Raw genomic sequence first — 20,242 nt, 5'->3', positions numbered from 1 at the left:
CTGAATTACCGCTCCCCGCGGGAGTTCAGGCGTGCGATGGCCTTATCAACCTAAGGGTGTGACCGTGTCCGGGGACACGGGGGCGAATCCAATCAGGCACCGACGGGTGCCTGTGCGCTAAAGCTTTCTCCCCGAGCACTCCCTTCCCATCTTCCTTGGCCAAGGATGCGTGCCGTAGGCACGCCCATGAGCGCCTTCCCCCAGCCGACACCAATAACCCCTGCTGCCAAGTAATAGGTTACGGAGCCCCGGTATATCCGCGCGCCCCTACCGGTGACACGCCGGCCTAAGACCTACTCGGACCGTCGGGCGCACCCCCTTCGCGCTCCGGCTCTCGCTCCCGACTACATCCCGCCTCTCCTTTGGCCAACCAAGCCGGATACCGGCCTGCTTCCAGCCCCTTTGTCCCCAGCACTCCTGCTGTCAGAAAATTAGAGCATTTCCTCTAATAAATATTTTCTCATTACAAACCAGCCACTTACTGTGTGCAATCGCGCTGAAGGGCGTTAATTCCGCTTATTTGGCTCTTTATCGCGGCTTGGCGCGAGACCTCTCGAATTGTCGTCGCTAGACGGTTTAACAGCACGCCAAACACACAACGACGCAGCTGTTGAACTTAGCGACGACTACGCCCTGAGGGGCAAGGAGCAACAAAATGAAACGCAATTTCGATATCGACGAATACGATTTCTGGTACCAGGGCAGTCGCCGCATCGAAGACCTGCCGCTCCGCGCAGTCATCCTGGACAAAGAGGAAATGCGTGATGCGCTGCGCGATGAGCTGATTCACCGTGGCGACGGCGTGATTGACCGAGTAGCAAAAATGACCGCAGCGCAGTTTGCGGAACACTGCGAGCGCACAGTAGAAGATGGCTTCGTCTGTGGCTATAAATACGCCGTCCGCGACGACGCCGTCCTCACAGAAGAAGAGTACGAGGCCTTCCTCCCAAAACTGCTCGACGAGTATTACGGCGGTGTGCGGGTCTGGTGGGTTCCGTGGACAGCAATCGCAGCAGCTGCGCTTTCAAGCGCTCGACGCCGCCGGGGTCGGAATTATCAATGGCGTATCGGACTGGCTTCTGGGCCTTCCAATCCCGGTGGAGCACTGCCGACGTGAAGGCAATCGCGACGTCGCCGAGTTGCTCCCGGTAGCGCTGCGTCGCTGGCGAGTCATCCCGACTTAGGTCATTGAGTGTCGCCTGGATTTCGGCGGCAATTCGGCCTCGCTCGAGCTCGATACGCATCGCCATCGGCTGCGGGTCTTCGTCGTTGTCCTCGGCGAGGCGAACGTGTTGCTCATAGGTTTGGTCAACCTGCGTAATGACCACAATCAGTTGCTTGACCGTTCCCTTGCGCAACAAGGACAGCAGAAAATCTTTCTCGGACTGCGAATATGCCATGCCGGACTTTGTCAGAAACAAGACCGCGTCGACGTCCCTGACCGCGCTTTCCGTCAGGCTCACGCGAAAGCGTTCCGTGTCATCCAGGCCCGGGGTATCCGAAAGCGAGTTTGTCGCAGTGTGCGACGACCTTCCGCGGGAATGCCTTGCAACGCCAGCAGGCGACGACGCAGGACACTAGACTTTGGCACCAGCAAGTTCGCGACGTTGTTCGTCAACCATGCTTTTCGCTACCGGCACCGGAAGGATTGTGGCTGTCAACGGTACCCACTCACTCAGCTCGGAGATGGCCTTGCCCAACACATCTGGCGGCCGCCGCATCACCATCGCTCGGCCATTGACCACGTCAACGCGAGAAGCTATCTGAATTGTGTCGCCCATTCTTCTTCCACGATGGTAACTTGCCACAAGGCCGGCCTTGGCCGCAGCGCCTCATCTTACGTCATGCACAATGCCACGAGGAACCTAGCCAATCTGGCAGCGATTTCGACGTCGAAATCGATGAAGGGGGTTTCCTGCCGCGAAGCGATTTTCCCCCAGCCCGCAATAACGGGGCAGGCGGTAGCTGCCGCCCGGGACCTTCAGTCCGTTCCGCGACACGTTGAGCGCCTGGGCCAAGCCTTCGTGCCCTACCGGCGGTCCGGCCAGCCTCAAGACCGAGTCCTCTTCGCCCAAGCGTCCTGGAATTTCCAACCAGGTCGCCTCAAGTTTCCACGGCCTTTGCCGACATAGGGTGATTTACGGAGGCTGTTATGCTGCTGCTTGAGAATTCAATCATGGTTCAGGTCAAGCCGACCGCCACCCCTGGCTGGTTTGAAATGTGCGGCCCGCTCGAAGACGGAGGCGGCGATGTGGACCTTTGGCTTGAGGAAAGTGGATGGACACTCGTGGAGGACGCCAAAGTTGTCGGCTTTCACGACCGCGACGATTTGCTCGAAGACGAACCACGGCTCAACGGCCGCGTCGAGGGTAGCATCGCTGTAACCGAGCATGGAGGCGAGTACAAGCTCATCGTCGATGTGAACTCGTTTGAAGCAGTCCTCTTCCGTTACGCGGGATTGGTCGGAGGTTAAGGGACAACTCGCGATAGCGAGAGGAATCCGGCCTTGAACTGGGCAATGCGACTAAAATGCCGCGCCCAGTCAGGCGCGGCAGCAACTCGGGGCTTTCATGGAGCAAATCCACGAGCCCCTCCGGATTTTAGCGCGACGCAGCTCGTCGGACCTTTACCCAGCCCCTCTCCTGTAGAGCGCGCAACAGACTATTCTTTTCGCTGCCCTCTACGGCCCCCATGATTGCACTCCAAGACCGATACACCTCTGTCGCTTGCACCCCCACGGCTGGGGCACTATCGTAGCGCCCGTCTCGCACTGCCTGTGTCGCACGCTCCAACGCGGCCAGCGCGTCCTTCAACGGGTCCACATTGCTGTCGCCAGCCCCAGCCTTCGAAAGGCCGACGGAATCAGCGATGCTTGCGACGAGTTGAGGCAGCCGCGCCAAGCTATCAGCTGTTGCTACCCCGCCACCATCGCCAATACGGTCACTCGCCTCTGACAACAAGCGCAATGCCTCATCAATGCGCCAGCCAGGGTCCCGCTCTCGCTCCTCCTCCTTGCGATGGCGCGCCTCCACTGCCCGCTTTGCGGGCTCAATGACGACACGCTCCACGTAGAGACGCTCGTCTGCCGACAACTTCTTTGCCAGAAGAGGGGGAATCTCCTGCGAGTCGACAGGCAAACTGCCGACAAACTCCTGCGTGCTATAGCCGTGCGTGTTGCCGTTCGCGCCCTTTCTCACATAGCTCGAGCGATACAGGCTGACGAGGATGTTTCTTGTCTTCTTATGCATCCCAACCTCCAGGCTGCGCGGGCACTGCGGTCGATGTTCCTCCCTCCATCCTGCGCTGTGAATGCTCAACCATTTTGCGCATCACAAACTCGCGCTCTGCGAGGGTCAGTCTCGCTGCCAGCGCGGACGGAAGTACCTTCGAGCCGGCGGGCAAGCGGCCGACAAACTCCTGTGTGCTGTAGCCGTGCGTATTGCCATTCGCGCATTTCCGCACATGGCTCGAGCGATACAGAATGATGCGGTTTCCACGTTTCTTTGCGTGCATGTGACACCTCCCGATGTCTAGTGAGTGATGCGGTGTATAGGCACGTGCGATACATCATGTCGGCTCGACGGTCACGGGCAGTCAGCACGTGCGGAGCACTCTGCCTGCGCTAGTGGGCTACGCTACGTGTATCACCACGACACTCAGATGATGGCTCCCTGACCCTTGGTTAGGACGATTTCGGAGAACGCCCGGCCTGATGGCACCAAAGGCAAGCTCCTCGATGGACCAGCTGGAGGACGGCGCGGCGTGCAGCCGCGGTCTTTGATGGCACGGAGGCAGCGTGCAGGAAGGGACGGTCGACATTGGTCGAACGATTATGGGAGAGCAGTTGCTCGCGACCGGGCGCGGCAAGCGGGGGCGAAACCCCCGCCGCCCGCCCAGCGCATGCTCCGCCTTGGGAGCACGTTGCGACCGCACCAGCGGGCGCATGGCCTGACGCGGGGTCCCCGCGCTGCGCCGGGAGAACATTTGCTTGTGCAGCGTGGGGCAGTCAGCGATGAAACGGCATGCCGGAAGATGAGTTGCGCTGCCGCCCGATGAAGGTTGGATGGCATCGAAAAAATGGTTGTCGGGCGGCGGGGGTTTCGCACCGGCGCAGCCGTGCAGATGGAACAATCGCATTGAAGTACGTCGCGATGGAAACGTCGGAGTCGCGCGCCCCAAGCGCGCGAGGCTGGACGAGGGGGACAGAACAGTTGCCCCCTGCCCTCATCCAGCCGCGCTACGAAGCATCGGGCGCACCAACATTTCCTGCGCGCGCATGGTGTGCAGCTATTTATAGCTGGTTAGTACGGGGGTTGCTATAGGAAGAGCCACCAACCGCGCGCCCGACGAGGCGAACGATGACCGCGGTGGCCTCGCAAACTCTTGTCCGGAGCAACATCATGCGCCAATCCCCGACGACACCGAACGCCGCCCCCGACGATACCAACATCGGTATGCGTGCGGCACTCACAGCAGATTCCACGGACACACCTTCCGGTGACGCGGCTACATCGACCCCGGTATCACGCGTCACGCCAGCTGATGACGCCGAGACAGCTGTGAGCGTATCTGCTCGACACACAGCCGGTAAGCGCGGAGGGCAGCCAGTTGACCGAGGTCTCGCCGCCACCATACCCACTAGCTACCTTCGTCAGGCTATCCATCTACGCGCCCTCTCAATCGCAAATCGATTTCGCGTCATTCGCACGATTGATGTCGCTCTCCATTGCTTTCCGGAACGCCCCTTCAAGGCCGCGCTGACAGCAGCACAAAATGCTATGCGCAAGCTCAAGAAAGAAAAGCTCTTGCTGCATTACCGTACAGACCGGTTCCAACATGTCTATGGGCTGACTGTAGCCGGCGCTCGGTGGCTCGATGACCACGGTATCGATGCGGCCGCATCGGTGCGACGCGTGGCGGACATGACTAACCCCGAGCATAGTCTTTGGATGCATTTCATAACCCTGGCTTGCGAGACGCGTGGATTGGTGGCTCACACCGAATCCGAAGCCCTCCACCACCTGAACCGGAATCGCGCAGAGGATGACCCTGTAAAGCAGGGCTTCTTGGCTTTCACACGAAAGAAGCGAACGCTTCTTCTGCGACCGGATGTTCTAGCTTACGAAGCCGATGGCGCGACATGGGTCGAAATTGACCGGAGCAAGCGCGGGGATGACCGCGAAGCGGCGCTCGTCGCCCTCGTCCACTGCGTCGGTGGCAAGATTGCGACCGGGCATGTTCTTCGTCGAGTTGTCGTACATGCAAAGAAAGAGCGCATTCTGAAGCGGGCACTCGCTCTTCTGCATGCGGAAGTGAAAGACTCCAACAGCAAACCGATGACCTCTGGGCTGCGCGTATACCGAGAAATAGATGACGGTATATTTGAAGTGCATACGCTGATGGAAAGGCGACTGCCTGATGGTCGAAAAGACCTTATTGAACGATGCATTGGTCACGTCATCATTCAACTTCTTCCCACCTGGCTCCCGAAGGTCCGGCTGGACGCCAAAAACAAGCACCCTCTTACCGGCTGGCTCGGCGAGAACTATTTGCCTTACCGGCGCCCGAGCGCTCTCGGCCCGTGGCGGCCTGCCACCTCACCGCTTCCAGACGTTGTCCGGAACCTGACTTCGTAGCACTCGCTATACGAGGAGATGGACATCCATCGACAATCGATTTTAAAGGACATAAGCATGCAAGCATTCGGCAACGCCTCGACGATTCCCGTTAGAAAGGAAAGTAAAGCCACGGGCAAAGGGTATTATGAGTTTCGCATGTGTGAAAGCCAGCGTGGCGCTGACAATGACCCCGGCACCTGGTATACGGTGCGCATCATGAAGGACGTGGACCCCGGGCTCGCGAAGGGGGACTTCGTCAAAGTCACTGGCAAGCTGAAAACTGACTTCTATCTGTCACGGGAGGGCAAGCCGACCGGCACGCTGCTCATCATCGCATTCGAGGCAGCCAAGATTGCCAAGCCGACGCAACAATCTGCGGCCACAGCACAGGCGGCAGAGGTGGTGGTTGCCCAAGAAGGCTAAGTCTCTATTTTGATTTCAGCCACCCGTTGACGGGTGGCTGTTTGTCTGCGCTGCCTCCAGCGAAGAGAACTGCCGTCTGGCAGCCGTAAGCTGGGCGTGGCGCCGGCGTCGATGACTGGGACCATTAGAGCCTTCTAGGGGTTGTTGGCAAGGTCTCGCACGACCGCGTCAAGACCGACAACCACGCGCGCCAGCTTGTCGAAGTCAACTTTGTCGACGGTGTCTTGCGCACTGTGATAGTAAGGGTACCTGTATGGGGCAGTATCGGTCACCATCAACGACGGGTAGCCCTGGTCCATGAACGGCGCATGGTCTGACCAGTCGATGCCGGGAATTACCCGCGGGCCGGCAATCCCTTCAGACGGGAAAGCCGCATGTTCTCGAAATATGCTAGTGACTTTGCGCACTAAACCAAGAGAGCCCACGTTGCCCACAAAACCGATGAAATTCCCCTGTTCCGGATAGAACGCCCTCAGCGGGCCAGGGTATTTCTGCGAGCCCTTGACGTCGGAGTAGTACCCCATTGTCTCCAGTGAGAACATCGCTATCACATTTACTCCCTTTTCCTTGAGCGACCGAGCATGCACGCTGCTACCCATGAGGTTCGTCCCAAAGTACGGCTCCTCTTCGTTTGTATACAGCGCGAACACAATGTCGGACTGAGCCGTTGCTCCAACGTCTCTCAAACGCTTGGCTAGCTCAAGAATACTTGCCACACCGGTCGCGTTATCGTTAGCGCCTGGCGAACCTGTCGCCGAGTCATAGTGCGCTCCGACAACCATTACGCGCTTACCGGGCTGAGTCTTGCTCGGAACCGTGATAAGAAGGTTGCGAACGTTCCTTCCCATGGCGTCATATTCCTGTCGACTGACGAAGTAGCCTTCATCCGCCAGGGTGCGCTCAATATACTGCGCGGCGGCTTCGAGTTCCGCGTACTTCTGGACATTGTGCTCAGCCGTGGCCAGGTTCCTGACATGTTCACGCAGTCGTGCCGAGAGAGCCTGTTCATCCGGTGACAGTGCCGGCAGTGGACCCCTGTGTGAGTGGCCAGGCATCTGAGTAAGTACAAGCATTGCGACCAGCGCAAGCCCCAAGACTACGAGCAAGACAACGGAAATTCTTGGCAGGCTTACCAGGTCAGCGAAATTGGGCATCATGAACCCTTGTTGAGCCGGAGTCACGAAGTCACGTATGGCGTCTCACGGCGCCGGCACATCTAAGCCGTTACTTTGGCGGCGCCGAAGCCGGCACTGGTACGCTGCATACTCTACTCACCGCCGGCACCTTAATGACCATTACATCATCAACATCCCATGTCTGCCTGTGAACAACACCAACGCCCCTGCTCAAGCTCGTAAACCAGCAGGCTTGGCACTAGATGAATGCATGCTTTCGAAGCACTTTTCGAAGCGATAGCGGTTCGAGGCGAATTTGACAGCAAGCGTCGGCGTCTTCGCTTTCAATGCCGGTGCGCATGACCATTTGGCACCGAGTGATACGACTCAGTGTATTGCCTGCCAAAGCTGCTGACCGAGCCCGGCGTCTGGGGCTACTACCTATACGCCGACCAATGGGTGCACCTGCATGAGCAACTTCGAGGCGAGCACTTTGCTGTCATCTTTTGGCACGAACTGACGCACGCTTTCCATCACGCTGCCGGCATGCAGGACCGCGAAACGCGTCGCCGGTTCGTCAACGCCCAGGCGAGTGCATGGCTCGAATTCGTCTCGAAGAACCCCGGCGCTTGGAAATGGTTTGTGAGCACGAGAAGGTGCTTGGAGCCGTGCAATTGGAAGCCAGCGCGTAGCTTGCCCCCTGGGAAGGCACGCACGAACCGGGGTGCTTGATGTGCTTTCCGCCCTAAAGCTCGATGCATTGAAAATCAAAATTCCCCGCCAGGGTCGCGACAGGGCGCGAGGTGCTAGTACATAGTGAACGGCAACCTCACGAACCTTTCCCTTATGGCTCCCGCGACCTGGCGTTAGCATACTGTCAACGTCCTACACGACATCCCTTACCTGACCGCATGGCAGCTGCCTACTTCCCTGACCAGGAGGCCTAAGCATGGACTGGCTCTCACAGAATCTCTCATGGCTCCTGCTTGGCGGGCTGGCCGTCATCGCCCTGATAGGGTGGCAGCGATTCATGAGTCGCCGAACCAATCGAGAGAGCGTGCAGCGCCGCCATACAACGCAGGAGTACAGCCCTACTGCCCGTGACCCCGTCACAGGGACGAAGGTCGACGTTGCTCACGCCATCACGGCAAATTTTGAAGGTCGGACATACTTCTTCGAATCTGAAGCTTCGCGCACGATTTTTAAGCAAGACCCCGCTCGATATGTGTACCGGCATTAGCACCACGACGGCTGCTAGACGACACCTCTTTGGCGCCCTCTGCCGGGTTCGCCATCTCAGACATTGGAATACTCGTTCCGAAGTAAGCGTCATTGCGCACTGATTGCCGGCTGTTCGCGCCTGGTCCCACGACATCGGTCCGCGTAGCTGAATTCAGCCGCACCCATGCGGGCCAGAGACGCTCCGTATGCGTCGAGACCACGCAACTGGCCGGTTTGCGCGCGTTGTTCTTCTTTCGGCCTATCGGCTGCTGGCGGTGTTTCCGCCTGCAGTCGCGATAGGCCGAAGGCGAGCGCTGACCGTCTGGCCTTGTGAGCGGTCATTGCCGGCTCGTGCCAAATAGACCACGCAGCAAACGCGACGCCTACACACAATTCTGCGCGGGACCCGAGCACCAGCACTCCGTATGCGATGCGAGTTGCGATAGCGCAGACGCTGTTCTGACGCCGTCGGCGCGCGCCTTTTCACTTGAGGCCCAAGCGGCCGACATACTAACGCTGAGCAGCATCAAGGTTAACCCGCAATTCCTTCGATATCAGCCTTTTGGTGCACTTGTTTGACACCATATCGACAGGTGTGGATTGCGTTCAATGCGTGGGCGGTTTCTGCTACGCCCTCTCCGGGCAACGGGAAACTCGACTTCATTACGAGCGCGCAAGCGTGCCCACGCGAGAAACAGTTGACTTCCCAGCAATCGCCCCTAGAATGATTTTTGCCGCAACGCAGCAAAGACTTTCACCCTGGCGGCGCACTATTCGTGTCCTGATTCAGAGTTCCCCTCGAACACTCGCAGCCTCACCCTATGGAGCAGTGATGAGCACTCCTATCCCCGAACAATCCATCTCCGCGCAGAAAGCAGGCGCGGAAAGGCTCCTTGGTCTGGCGACCATAGCCTTCGAAGGCATCGAAAAACTGGCTGAGCTAAATCTGCAAGCAGTCAAATCAACCTTCGCCGAAAATCAGGAAATCCTGAGCAAGGCGCTTTCCGCCAACAACCAGCAAGAGTGGGTTGCCCTGCCTGTGCACCTGACGCAGCCCATAGCAGAAAGGGCGGCGTCGTACAGCCGGCAGGTCTCCGAAATCCTGTCGAGCATTCAAGGCGAATTCTCGACGGCCGCCCAAGCGCACCTCCAGCAATGTCAACGCGATGCGCAGGAGTTATTCGAAAACCTCGCGAAGAACGCGCCCACAGGAAGCGAATCTGTCCTAGCAGCATGGCAATCAGCCTTTTCGACGCCCGCCGGCGCGTCCGACGAAACGGCCAAGAAAACCACAAAGCATTTGGCCCACGACAAAGGTGCTGGCCTGCCCTATAGCATTTCCTAGCGCGCACGCGCAGTCGGAATTTTCTTGTGCGAACTTCGGTTCGCTTTTTTTCGCCGAGGGGAGCCGATATGCGAAAATCTATGTTGAAACGTTGCGGGACTTCATTGCAGAGGCGCGCATTCAAGACTATGTGCCACCGTTTGTCGCGAAGCGAGTCAAGGGTGCGTTACGGCACCACGCTAACGCGCAGAAGCACCACGCGCGCAAATGAACGCAGAGCACCCCAGGACGTCGCCTCACCACGGGAATACCATGGGGTGCCCCCAGGACTGCCAAAGTAACTGCCGGCGTACACCTCAGTCACTCAACGCGGAAATGCTCAATGCTTTGCCCTGCGTTCACGGCCCTTTGCAGCCAGTCGGGTAGCGGCCCATGGCCGTCCCAGCGTTCCCCTGCCGCATTCCTATAAAGAGCAGGACCGTTGGCAGCCGGACGCTGGAAGCAGCCTGTTGCCTCCAAATCGGCCATCGATATTCCATGCCGCGCCATTTGCAGGCGAACCCATAGGATTGCTGCTGCTTTGTCACGACCGCTGGAACCAGAGGGACCGAAGCTGGTGCCTTGAAAGAGGGATTCTGGGCTGACCCTTGCGTCGAGCGACGACAAGGGGTGTTTCGGCTTCAAATTGGGGCGATTCATAATCAGAATAATACCGCAAGCTAACTAAACTATTTCGTATCGTGGCCGGATACTGCAGTAGAACTTCTGCCGCTCTTACTACGGGACGACGACGGGCTCACCGAATATTTAGACCCCTCCAGCTTGCAAAAGTCACGCCCCGTTGCCACTGTTTTGCTATGCATAGAATTGCCCACCATAGTTCACTTTGTCGTATCGCCGGTGAATGGCAACCCCGCTGCAAACGGTATGCCCAAGGACAGAGGCCCGCAGTCCAATGGGTTGCTGCCAAATCGGCTACCGAGAGCTGCCTAGAGCGTCACCGAACCGTAATCTGTTGCTGAGATACTTGATTCTGAGGATGCCTACCCCGATGCCCCCGACGAACGGTCACAGATGAGTGAACCAATACATGAAGGTACCCGCTCTAACCTCGCATAGGGGCTACCTGCTCAAAGCCAGCGCAGTCCCTGTGCAAGGCGGTCTCCATGCCGCCGAGCTTGTCATCGAGAAGCTTGGCGGCCCGCCACGCACCTTCTCAACTCTCGACTATTTCTTCGACAGAGAGCACGCGTTGAGTTATGCGAGCTCTTGGGGGCGCATCTGGGTCGACATGAACTCCTGAGACGGGGAATTTTCCGGAGCGAGTAATCCTCGACAGCTACCGTTCAAACTCTCTCCTCCCGCCTGGATGCACAAGAGACCCCTCTTGACTCTCAGGTGGAAATAGCCGCCGTGCCCCAAGCCTCTGGAAGCCGCTCCGCCGCGACGGCCGGCCTCGATAGATACCACAACAGCAAGCCACCACTTTGCTCACAACGGTGCGCCAATGGTACCGAGCGCGGTAAATGGTAGGTTGAAACGTGCTATCGCGCCTGAATCGCATCGCACTGGGCAGCCGTGCCATGGCAACCGTTCCACTTAGCGGCCGGCAGCGATTCCATAGAATGAGCGCGACCCGGGATTCGACACAATATAAGAATTCCGTCGAGCCCAATTCAGCGCTGCTTTAAATACCTCGGACTCTCGCTGACTCCAATCACTTCTCATTAGGGGAGCGGCGTCCTGTCCTATCGTGGCGTACACGGCCGCTTGGTGCAGAGGCTCTCGGCTCCGCTTTCCTGGGATAGTAAATGTACGAATCGTTACGTGCATATCATTCGAAACTGCAGAGTTGCTTGATGAGCGATTATGTCGGCATCCAAATGACATCACTGTGACGGCCATCTCCTTGAACGATTGGAATGGAAGAGAGTTGGCCCGGTTCGCCGTGACTAAGCTGTTGCGGCAGTGCTTCGCCACCTGGCTCCCAGCTCAAAACTCTGTTTGCGCGCCTTGGAAGGCAAAGGATTTGCAAGTTCGCTTGCAACCAGCAATCGAACGCCGGCGCCGACTTCTGACCACTCTGCTCTGGTGTATATCGACGCCCCTCCGGCGACTTGTCACACTGGTCGACGCAGCCTATGACTCGGCCGCTTTCGCGGTTCCCTTCGGTCCAGCCTTCACCAAGATACTCCGCACGGCGCAAAGCTGGCGGCGCTCAGTTGCCTTCGAACAAATAGCGTCATTTCCTGCCCGCTTAACGGTGCTCCGCGCTACTGAGGACACTGTCGTTCCGGCCACCATCGGTGAGCTGCTCATTCCGAACGCCAGGCGCGCCGAGCACACGGAAATTGTCGACATCCAAAATACAGACCACGCTCTTGGCATGGCCTTCCGAGCACAGCCGGGGCTAGTCGACCGCCTCGGAAACGTCATCTGTCACGCCATCCCTGCCTGACACAGGGCAAATTCCTACTTTGGCTTGGCGCCACGCGCAGCCCGATGTCGTTTTATTGGATATCGAAACTGAATGGCTAGAGTTTCGGTTGCAACGAAAGCGTCAAATTCCGCGTTAGTCGTCGTCTCCATGATGTCCATGGTATCCGTGGTGCCGGTGGTCCCAGTACCCGTACGGACCGTAGTATCCACCACCATAGTACCCACCATCGTATGGCACCACGACGCAACCGCCGAGTAGCGTAGAGGCGGCAATCAGCAATGCGAGAATGGGTTTCATGGCGCTTCCCCACACGTGACAAGCGCGGAGAGGCCGGGCTGGGTTTCCAGCAAACCAGCGCTCTCCGCAAAGCTCCTGCACTCAGGCTTCGTTGCAACGGCCTTCGCCCTGGCAACGGCCCCTCGGTTCGCCCGATGGGAGCAGCTTACTGCTTCTTCGTCTTGTCCACGCCGGCTTCGGGCTTCGCCACATCCGCCTTGGCCTTCGCCTTGTCGGAATCATTCTTTGCTTCAACCTTCGCCATACCAGCCTCCGTATGGGTGGCCTTCGTCTTGCTCGTCTTGTGGTGGGTGCCCTTGGCGGCGGACTTATTGGCATCAGCCTTTACGTCAGCCTTCTCCTTGTTGGAGCTGGCTTGGGCCTTTACTTCATCGCCCTGCGCGCCGGCACTCTTCTTGTTCTTGTCGGCTTTTGCCTGCGTGGCCTCCTCCTTGACGGCCTTTACCTGGCCTTTCTCCGCCGCGCCCTGCGGCTGAGTCGCAGAAGCTGGCACACCAGTCTGCGCGAAAACGGTACCGACGAGGGCGGCGGATGCGAGAGCAGCGAACAGCTTCTTCATGACGTGAACTCCTGGGAAAATTTAGCAGCTTGGCAATGAGCCTTGCTTACCGGAAAAAACGGTACGGATGGCGTCCGAGTTGACCCACAAGTCGTGACAATCCGTAAGTTCTGCAACTGGCAAACATGAATCACGAGGCCATCGAACTCGCCTCTACCCTCTTCGTCCTTCTGGAAGTTACCTTCGCGCGGACGCTGTCCGCGTGCGTTCATGCCCGCTGGGAAAGCCAGCACCCTGCATCGCATTACAAAAAGTAACAGTCGTGCGATTTGACTAATGCACCATCGAACCGCGCCGGCCTAGACTGCCCATAGAAAGAGAAGGAGCAAGCCATGCGAAACGTTTCAGCACTTATGCTTCTGACCGGGGTTATCGGGCTCACTCCCTATGTAGCTGAGGCACGCGTGGACGTGGATATCGGTATCGGGATTCCCGGGCCAGCGGTTGTCGTCCCGCCACAGCCCTACTACGAGCCCGCCCCGGTATTCGTCCAACCTCCGCCTGTGGTCGTTGCTCCGGGCTATTACTACGACGACTGGCGGCATCGTGCGTGGCGGGAGCGTGCGTGGCGGGAGCGTGCGTGGCGGGAGCAACGCTGGCGCGAACGCGAATGGCGCGAGCGTCGACGCGAGTGGCGACGCTGGCATGGTGACTACGATGACTAAAATGGGGGAGCGCCATGCTGGTGGGTAACTGTCGTAACGCCGAGGCCTTCGTCATTACTCACCAGATTTGCGGGTAACGCTATGAGGCCGCGTCTTGCGACCAAGGCAGACCTTCGTGATGTGGAAGCATTGCTTCGGGCGTGTTCACTGCCTGTTGGCAGAATACGTGGCGAAGCGGTGCAGTTTCATGTCAGCCGGGACAGGACCGGCCTCCTTGGGTGCGCCGGTATCGAAGAACTCGGCGGCAAAGTTGCTCTGTTACAAGGGGTTGCCGTGGCTGAACGCGCAAGGGGTGCGGGTCTGGCCGCACTACTGGTTTCCGCGCTCGTGGCCGATGTACGCTTGCGCGGTATCGAATCCCTGGTCGTCCGAACTGAAACTGCCGCCGGCTATTTCACTCGTCTTGGCTTCACGCCAGTCGACCGTGCGGCCATACCTCACGAACTGCTGGCTTCTCGTGAATTCTCCGATACCGGTGCCCGAACGGCGGCAATCATGAAGGTTGAGCTCTAGCGTCTGCTCCCGCATGTGTTGTTAGCCGTTTCCGTGCCTTCGAGCGTTCGCTCACAGCGAAATGGCGACGACAAGACGCGACAAATAGCTCAAGAAATTCTCGTCGGTAAAAAGCCAGACGCCATTCGCCACGGAGCGCTAGCAGAGCTCAGCACTGGTTTGCGCCAGCACATCAGCGCCCCTATCAAGCATGGCGGCTTTCTGCAGCAGGTGAACGGCATCTTCCAGCGACACGGTCATGTCTGCGCCCAAGCGCTGCACCTGCGATTACGCGCGCAACGCTGCGGCTTCGTCGCGCAAAGCCTCGATGCGTGCCGCTGTCCATTGAACCAGATTCCCAACTGAGTCGCTTCGCAGCGACAATTGGTTCGATGTCCCCGAAACCGCGAGTGTTTGGTGCATATCAGTCCCTCCAAAATTACACGGCCAGTTTCGTCTAGCACGCTGACGAACGAGCCCTTCTTATACGGCCGCCAACTGCGGCCCTGGCACCGCCGGTCCAACCCCACCGGCAAGTCATCATGAAAATCGACTGCGCATTGAAGCGAAGCTCCATGACACTGCGGTGTCATCTGTGCGCCAACGGGCTGATTTGAAAGCAATTCCGGGTAAACCTTGACCCGAGTTAACCCTTCCTCTGGTCCTTCCCTTGCTTGGTTACCCCGTGAACCACCAATCCTCCGTCGACCACGGGGCGATTCCCGTGCTGCGGCAAGGCGGGTTGGAGACGGAGGCTCGGCTGGCAGCCCGCATGTCCGGAAGGCGCCGAAATCAGTCCTCAGGCTACCGCCAATTGAGGGGGCGCTTGCTGCGGCATTACGGTATTACGACCAGCCGCCTTTGCTTCATAAAGCCGTTGGTCGGCAAGGTGCACGAGCTTGTCCGCCGTATCACCGGGCAGGCCAGTGCCGTCAAAAACGGCGACGCCAATGCTTACGCTCAGTCTTCCGCGTGGGCTGGCGAAGTTTGCTTGGTTAGTTGCAAGGACCGCAGCTCGAATCTTCTCCGCTACTTGCACCGCGCCCCTTAGGTCTGTATTCGGGAGGAGCACACAGAACTCTTCGCCGCCATAACGGCCGACAAAGTCGCCTGGGCGACGAATGTTCTCAACAATACAGCGAGCGATGGTTCTTAGCGCACTGTCGCCGGTAGCGTGCCCATAATGGTCGTTGAAACTCTTGAAGTTATCTGCGTCTACCATGAGTGCGGAGAGGCTCTGCTTGCTCCTGCTCGCACGTCGCCACTCGGCATCGAGGGTTGAATCCAGAACACGGCGGGTGCCCACACCCGTCAGGCTATCGGTATTGGCAAGTAGATGAAGTTGTCGTTCCATCTCGAGCCGCTTGCGAAATTGCTTGGCGAACATCACCGACATCAAGACGATGAGAATATCGAGCAGCGCCACAACGCTGCCGATTGCCCAAGCGCGCCGTTTCCACTCGGCGTAGATGTCATCGGTTGCGAGCCCCACGACGACTATCAACGGGTATCTGCCAATATGCTTGAAACTGTACAGGCGCTGGGCGCCATCCAACGCCGCAGTACCAATGTAACAGCCACTGTCAGCTTGAATGAGTGGCTTGAATGCTGGGACGCCGGCAATGCTTTGACCGATGTCCCTCTGGCTGTAGGGGCGTCGCATCAGAACCGTTCCGTCAACTCGCACCAACGTGATGGAGCCGTGGTCGCCAAGCGTCATCCCATCAAACAAGCGGTGGAAGTAGTTCAGCCGAAGTGTCCCGACAACGATGCCTGCAAATTGGCCTTGGCTATCCGTCAGCCGTCGGCTTAGTCCAATCGACGTTTCCGTCTTCGCTAGATGCGGTGAGAATGGTTTGCTGATGAAGAGCCCGGCGCCGGCCGATTGCTGGTGAATCGTGAAGTAATCTCGGTCACTGAGGTTGAGCTGTCGAGGTGGAACCGAGTGAGAATCAATGACGACTTCGCCCGCAGTGTTTGTAACTAAGAGCGAGCCCATATCCTGGGCGTTGGTTGACCTGTCGAAGAGGACTCGCTGCCGAATCTGTGACGGCAGTCGCAACGTGCCGGGGTCATTGACCCCATCAATGACGGCCTGTATCGACAGTTCGTATACCTCGATATTGCGTTCGATATCACGCTGCAGAATCAGAGAGAGATTGTCCGCAGCGTCGCGGGCTCGCGCGAGCGCGTCCAAGCGCATTTGGTAAAGCGATACGGCAGTGATGCACGCCAAGGTAACGGCGGCCGCAAGCGCCCCAACGATAAAAAGAGTGGGGCGAGCCAGAAAAGCCCCAGCAAACTTCGTCAGCGCCATATCACTTCCACCAATATCAACCCCTGCCCCATATGGCCGCCAAAGCACATTCAAACGACGCTCGTGGATGGTCCTGAGCGCGGTCGGGCGGATTCTAACGGCATACCCAGTGCCGCCTTGCGACAACGTTCGTTCGTCGTTGCATGGCGACGCTTTTGCGCGACAGTCGCGGAGTGCCGCCTCAACAGGAGATGCCTCATGAGGCACTTCATTTTTTTGGGGGGGGAAGTTCACGTCGGCTAGCCTGCCGGTTTGCCACCGCCATCGCCTGTGAGCCCTCGAACTCTCGCGAATAGCTGCAAGGCTTTGCGGCGGGTAACGATGGACTGCGACAAGGCGCTAGACGTGACCAAGATTTCCGTGAGCATCGACCATCGTCAGAGGACGAAGCGCGTGTTCCTGATGCGGGTGCGGCCTCGAGGCGACTGTATGAACAGCCGAAGTCTGGGGACTCATCTCAGCGTTGCCGCGACAATTCCTGCAATGCACGTACTGCTTTTCGACGTCTGACCTTCCTTTCTTTTTGAAGCCATGCCAACCAAGGTGAGTGAAATGATGACTGCAGCGGCCTCGAAATACACGCCGATTCGACCGTGAGCAGTGAAGGTTTCCGGGAATATGCCAGGCGCAACGGTCGCAATGACGCTGTAGACATATGCCGCACCGGTGCCGAGACCGATGAGGGTCCACATATTTGGGCTGCGATGGATGAACGACGAAACGCAGCGCTCGAAGAACGGGTAACCAGCCCAGAGAACCACAGGCGTCGCCAGGACCAACTCGACCCAGCTCTGGACAGACGCGTCCACCCAGCCGAAGCGGTGCCCGAACATGGCCAATATGAATACGACTGCCGTCAGCGGCAGCGTCCACCAAAAGCGTCTCGTGAAGTCGGCCAGCTCCGGATTCTCGTCCTCGCCCAACTCTGGGATGACCGGTTCCAGCGTCATGCCGCATTTGGGGCAGTTTCCCGGGTGGTCCTGCCGGATTTCCGGGTGCATCGGGCAAGTGTAGATGGTGCCTGGCTGCACCGGAGCAGCAGCTATCTTGGCGGGAGCCGCCAGGTACCTTTCTGGGCTGGCGATGAACTTGTTTTCGCAGCTTTCGCTGCAGAATCGGTATGTCTTCCCCCGATAATCGCTTTTGAAGCGTGAGTTGCTACTCACGCTCATTCCGCATACAGGGTCTTTCTCCATCTTGCCTGCGTCCGAGGTGCTCGCGTGGTGATAGGAATGCTCACCCTTTTGGGCTTGGAGTTGGCTCGGCCTGTCCATTCAACACACCTCCTTACCGTTCTGGCATTCCTTTGGAACGCTTAACAACGAGCGCCTTGCGGACCGACAAACGTCCCGCCATATCCGGTCTCGCCCGCCTTGATGGACCTCACTCTGAGAGACAACGCTAAGCAGTGATTGCATGGCACTCCTGGCGCACATGACGCTCCAACCTCTCGGGCATTTCTAAGGTCTGCAATCTGCTTCTGTTTTGATTCAATTCATATGCTGCACCTTCCCATTGCGGGAAGGTCAAGCCCATTCTGCGTGGAGCCCCCCTTTTGGGGATAAGGGACGAGCTTCGATTACAGACCTAGCATGGACACGCATCGAGCTCTTAACCTTGCCGCTAGGGAAGCGCTTTGCGAAGATGCCAGCCATGGCCGTAGGAAGTGCGCCCCACCGAGGGTGGCAAACCAGGAGCGCCAACAAGTACACCCTGCAAGGGCAGGTTCTCGCGGTATTCGAAAGGGCCTGTCACGAGAAGAAGTTCGAACTGCCCCCCACTTGTTGGCTGCTCTTAATTGCATCGCACGCCGGCGGAGCACGGGCTACTTACCCATCATGCCGCCGCCCATCGCGTGGCCCATACCCCCGCCCATCCCTTGAGTGTCCATCATCGCCTGCATCATTTCCTGCATGAGGGCCATGTGTTGCCCCTTCATGTCATGACACATACGCATTTGAGCGGCCGTGGCCTTGCTTGCTTCCTTGGACGAGCGTGTCCCGCTTGGGCCAGCCATTCCACTTGTCTTATGCATCGTGGCCATGGCTTCCTGCATCACCTTTTCCCTTTCAGCCATGAGCGCTTGACGTTCCTCCGGAGTATTGGTCCGTGACAGCCGCTCGCGGATTGCGCGCAAATGGGCAACCTGAGCATCAATGTCGGGGTTAGCTCGAGGAGTCGCTGCAGGCGCCTCCGGACGCTCCGGGGCGTGGTTATGGTCGTGGGCGGGGTCGCTTGCAGGCGGCGCCGCCGAGAACGCCAACGGAGTCCAGGCTACGGCAGCGAGTGCAATGAGTAGGGAGGTACACCGATTCTTTGTCATGATGATATTCCCGTTGCTGGTTAGCATTAGGCTGAATAGCCCTTTAGCAAAGGTACGTCATTACTTTTTTGCGCAATTGATATGCGTCAATGAATCGGTGAAGCCGTGCGCCGACGAGTGCCCCACCTCTGCATCGAACCGCTTCTCGGAACAGCGCGGAGAAAACACCATGCGCACAGCCAGACGAGTGAGATGTCGTGATGGTCGATTGTCGGCCAGTGGCTTTAGTCCGCTCGGCACTTTTTCCTTGACCTTCCCACTATGGCAACGTCCAGAATGCCTGTATCCGGTCAGTTTGTCGGCGCAAGCGGCACTGGCCACCAGCTGTTGGGGGTCGACAATGAGCAGCTTGAAGCACACTCTGGGTGACGACGTGCTAGAGGTATTCAAGAGGGCTTGCCGGGAAAATGAGTTCGAACTGGCCGACCACCTGCTATCTGCGCTTGAAGTCCTGGCGAGCAAACAGACCGATAAACATCAACTAGACGCGGCCTACCTTGCATTCATTGCCTGCTGTGACTTGAGCGCCGGGTCCTCGGAGCTGCAGCAGGTCCGGCGGAACTAGGGACGCCATACCATGCCTTCTAGACGTTCTTTGCGACACAGTTTTCCTCGAAAAGAGACATGAGAGCTCCGGAGAAATGAAACGGTTCTGGCAAGTAATTCTGCTTTTGACGCTCGCGCTGGCACTGCCACTGCGAGCATCGGCCATGCCATTTTCCGAGTGCTGTCTCGTTGGCATGGATGCGTCGCCCTTGGGCGGCAGTCCCTCGATTCAGGACATCACAACACTGGTTGACGCCGGGCATGGCTGCAATGCCAAAAACGCTTGTTCAGACACGGGACATCTAGCCAAGATGGCTCATGGTTCGTGCACTGTGATGTGCGCAACCGTCGTAGCGGCTCCCATGCCAGCTTCCCTTATGGAAAATGCTTGGACGAGCGTTCTCGCTCCTCACCCCGAGTCCAGTTTCCTTTCCATAGTTTTGGCGCTCCTGGAGCGCCCACCCAAACCGTTCTCCGTCTGAGACCGACCTGCCAGCTAGTGGTCGGCTAGTGCCTTTACGGATTGGCCCCTCCAACGACGTTTGGCGGTCCGTAACCTGACATGAACATTCCACTCGGCAGTGGCGCTCGAGCGTAAGAAAACGCACCCGATGCCTCATTGCTTCGAGTGAACGGAGAACTACCATGAAGAAGTTTATTCTTGCCGCCGCCGGCATGACCGCCCTCGCCTCTTCCCTGTCCGTCCTCGCGGGGCCGGATTGGGCTGTTATTGAGAAGGCACGCGAAGCCAAGAAGGCAGAAGCACACGCGGCGCAAATGCAGCAGTCTATGGCTGGCGACCATGCCGCAATGATGCGGGCATGCCAGCAAATGATGCAGCCGAAGTAAGTGTTAGCGCCGATGCAAAAATGACCCACCCCGCCGAAGTAAAACTGACCCACCTGGTGGAGGATGGCGGATTTGCCGCCGATGCTGACACA

Annotated in this window: 17 protein-coding genes and 2 pseudogenes; 10 read left to right on the top strand and 9 right to left on the bottom strand. The window is 58.2% G+C overall.

All coding sequences use genetic code 11. The annotated features are described in order from the left end of the window. The first annotated feature begins 655 nt into the window (after positions 1–655). A complete protein-coding gene (locus ACW4E8_RS40270; RefSeq protein WP_456809568.1) occupies positions 656–1,117 on the top strand; it encodes a hypothetical protein in 462 nt (153 codons plus the stop codon). Between the two features lie 208 nt (positions 1,118–1,325). Here ACW4E8_RS40270 and ACW4E8_RS40265 read toward each other — a convergent pair. Then, a pseudogene (locus ACW4E8_RS40265) lies at positions 1,326–1,517 on the bottom strand (dynamin family protein); the annotation flags it as partial. 635 nt (positions 1,518–2,152) lie between these two features. On the opposite strand from ACW4E8_RS40265, the gene ACW4E8_RS40260 reads away from it, so the two are divergent. Further along, positions 2,153–2,473 carry a hypothetical protein gene (locus ACW4E8_RS40260; protein WP_456809567.1) on the top strand — a complete coding sequence of 107 codons (321 nt, stop codon included), beginning with the start codon at positions 2,153–2,155 and terminating at the stop codon, positions 2,471–2,473. A gap of 127 nt (positions 2,474–2,600) precedes the next feature. Here the strand turns inward: ACW4E8_RS40260 and ACW4E8_RS40255 are convergent, their stop codons facing one another. Then, the gene (locus ACW4E8_RS40255) at positions 2,601–3,248 is read right to left on the bottom strand and encodes a hypothetical protein (RefSeq protein WP_456809566.1); all 648 of its coding nucleotides are present in this window, start codon (positions 3,246–3,248) and stop codon (positions 2,601–2,603) included. Beyond that, positions 3,241–3,513 (bottom strand): hypothetical protein, encoded by a 273-nt coding sequence (locus ACW4E8_RS40250; protein ID WP_456809565.1) that lies wholly within the window; start codon positions 3,511–3,513, stop codon positions 3,241–3,243. Before ACW4E8_RS40250 ends, ACW4E8_RS40255 begins: the two co-directional genes overlap by 8 nt. Positions 3,514–4,358: 845 nt before the next feature. On the opposite strand from ACW4E8_RS40250, the gene ACW4E8_RS40245 reads away from it, so the two are divergent. Both ACW4E8_RS40245 and ACW4E8_RS40240 read left to right on the top strand, forming a co-directional pair. Continuing rightward, entirely contained in the window at positions 4,359–5,636 is a 1,278-nt protein-coding gene (locus ACW4E8_RS40245; RefSeq protein WP_456809564.1) for a hypothetical protein, read from the top strand. 57 nt (positions 5,637–5,693) lie between these two features. Next, entirely contained in the window at positions 5,694–6,041 is a 348-nt protein-coding gene (locus tag ACW4E8_RS40240; protein ID WP_456809563.1) for a single-stranded DNA-binding protein, read from the top strand. Between the two features lie 134 nt (positions 6,042–6,175). On the opposite strand, the gene ACW4E8_RS40235 is transcribed toward ACW4E8_RS40240, so the two are convergent. Further along, the gene (locus ACW4E8_RS40235; RefSeq protein ID WP_456809562.1) at positions 6,176–7,198 is read right to left on the bottom strand and encodes a M28 family peptidase; all 1,023 of its coding nucleotides are present in this window, start codon (positions 7,196–7,198) and stop codon (positions 6,176–6,178) included. Between the two features lie 907 nt (positions 7,199–8,105). On the opposite strand from ACW4E8_RS40235, the gene ACW4E8_RS40230 reads away from it, so the two are divergent. The 3 genes from ACW4E8_RS40230 to ACW4E8_RS40220 all read left to right on the top strand — a co-directional run bounded on the left by ACW4E8_RS40230 (position 8,106) and on the right by ACW4E8_RS40220 (position 9,933). Beyond that, positions 8,106–8,396 (top strand): YHS domain-containing protein, encoded by a 291-nt coding sequence (locus tag ACW4E8_RS40230; protein WP_456809561.1) that lies wholly within the window; start codon positions 8,106–8,108, stop codon positions 8,394–8,396. Positions 8,397–9,209: 813 nt separating this feature from the next. Continuing rightward, positions 9,210–9,722, top strand: coding sequence for a TIGR01841 family phasin (phaP, locus tag ACW4E8_RS40225; protein WP_456809560.1), 513 nt, complete (start codon positions 9,210–9,212; stop codon positions 9,720–9,722). Further along, positions 9,694–9,933: a DUF3562 domain-containing protein gene (locus ACW4E8_RS40220; protein WP_456809559.1), complete on the top strand. Its 240-nt coding sequence runs from the start codon at positions 9,694–9,696 to the stop codon at positions 9,931–9,933. Before phaP ends, ACW4E8_RS40220 begins: the two co-directional genes overlap by 29 nt. Before the next feature lie 89 nt (positions 9,934–10,022). On the opposite strand, the gene ACW4E8_RS40215 is transcribed toward ACW4E8_RS40220, so the two are convergent. Both ACW4E8_RS40215 and ACW4E8_RS40210 read right to left on the bottom strand, forming a co-directional pair. After that, a complete protein-coding gene (locus tag ACW4E8_RS40215) occupies positions 10,023–10,190 on the bottom strand; it encodes an H-NS family nucleoid-associated regulatory protein (protein WP_456809569.1) in 168 nt (55 codons plus the stop codon). 2,354 nt (positions 10,191–12,544) lie between these two features. After that, positions 12,545–12,958, bottom strand: coding sequence for a hypothetical protein (locus tag ACW4E8_RS40210; protein ID WP_456809558.1), 414 nt, complete (start codon positions 12,956–12,958; stop codon positions 12,545–12,547). A 746-nt stretch (positions 12,959–13,704) separates the two neighbouring features. Between ACW4E8_RS40210 and ACW4E8_RS40205 the strand changes: the two genes are divergently transcribed. After that, the gene (locus ACW4E8_RS40205) at positions 13,705–14,136 is read left to right on the top strand and encodes a GNAT family N-acetyltransferase (protein ID WP_456809557.1); all 432 of its coding nucleotides are present in this window, start codon (positions 13,705–13,707) and stop codon (positions 14,134–14,136) included. 33 nt (positions 14,137–14,169) lie between these two features. Next, positions 14,170–14,481 (top strand): hypothetical protein, encoded by a 312-nt coding sequence (locus ACW4E8_RS40200; protein ID WP_456809556.1) that lies wholly within the window; start codon positions 14,170–14,172, stop codon positions 14,479–14,481. A gap of 433 nt (positions 14,482–14,914) precedes the next feature. Here the strand turns inward: ACW4E8_RS40200 and ACW4E8_RS40195 are convergent, their stop codons facing one another. The 3 genes and pseudogenes from ACW4E8_RS40195 to ACW4E8_RS40185 all read right to left on the bottom strand — a co-directional run bounded on the left by ACW4E8_RS40195 (position 14,915) and on the right by ACW4E8_RS40185 (position 18,509). After that, the gene (locus tag ACW4E8_RS40195; protein ID WP_456809555.1) at positions 14,915–16,432 is read right to left on the bottom strand and encodes a sensor domain-containing diguanylate cyclase; all 1,518 of its coding nucleotides are present in this window, start codon (positions 16,430–16,432) and stop codon (positions 14,915–14,917) included. Between the two features lie 455 nt (positions 16,433–16,887). Next, positions 16,888–17,628: pseudogene (locus tag ACW4E8_RS40190) on the bottom strand (heavy metal-binding domain-containing protein); the annotation flags it as partial. A gap of 629 nt (positions 17,629–18,257) precedes the next feature. Next, entirely contained in the window at positions 18,258–18,509 is a 252-nt protein-coding gene (locus ACW4E8_RS40185; protein ID WP_456809554.1) for a hypothetical protein, read from the bottom strand. 1,437 nt (positions 18,510–19,946) lie between these two features. On the opposite strand from ACW4E8_RS40185, the gene ACW4E8_RS40180 reads away from it, so the two are divergent. Beyond that, positions 19,947–20,150, top strand: a complete 204-nt coding sequence (locus ACW4E8_RS40180) for a hypothetical protein (protein ID WP_456809553.1) — start codon at positions 19,947–19,949, stop codon at positions 20,148–20,150. Positions 20,151–20,242 lie beyond the last annotated feature (92 nt).

This window comes from Cupriavidus sp. CP313 (assembly GCF_054072015.1).
The sequence above is the reverse complement of the archived record's forward strand: the minus strand, read 5'-3'. Positions and strand labels throughout refer to the sequence as shown.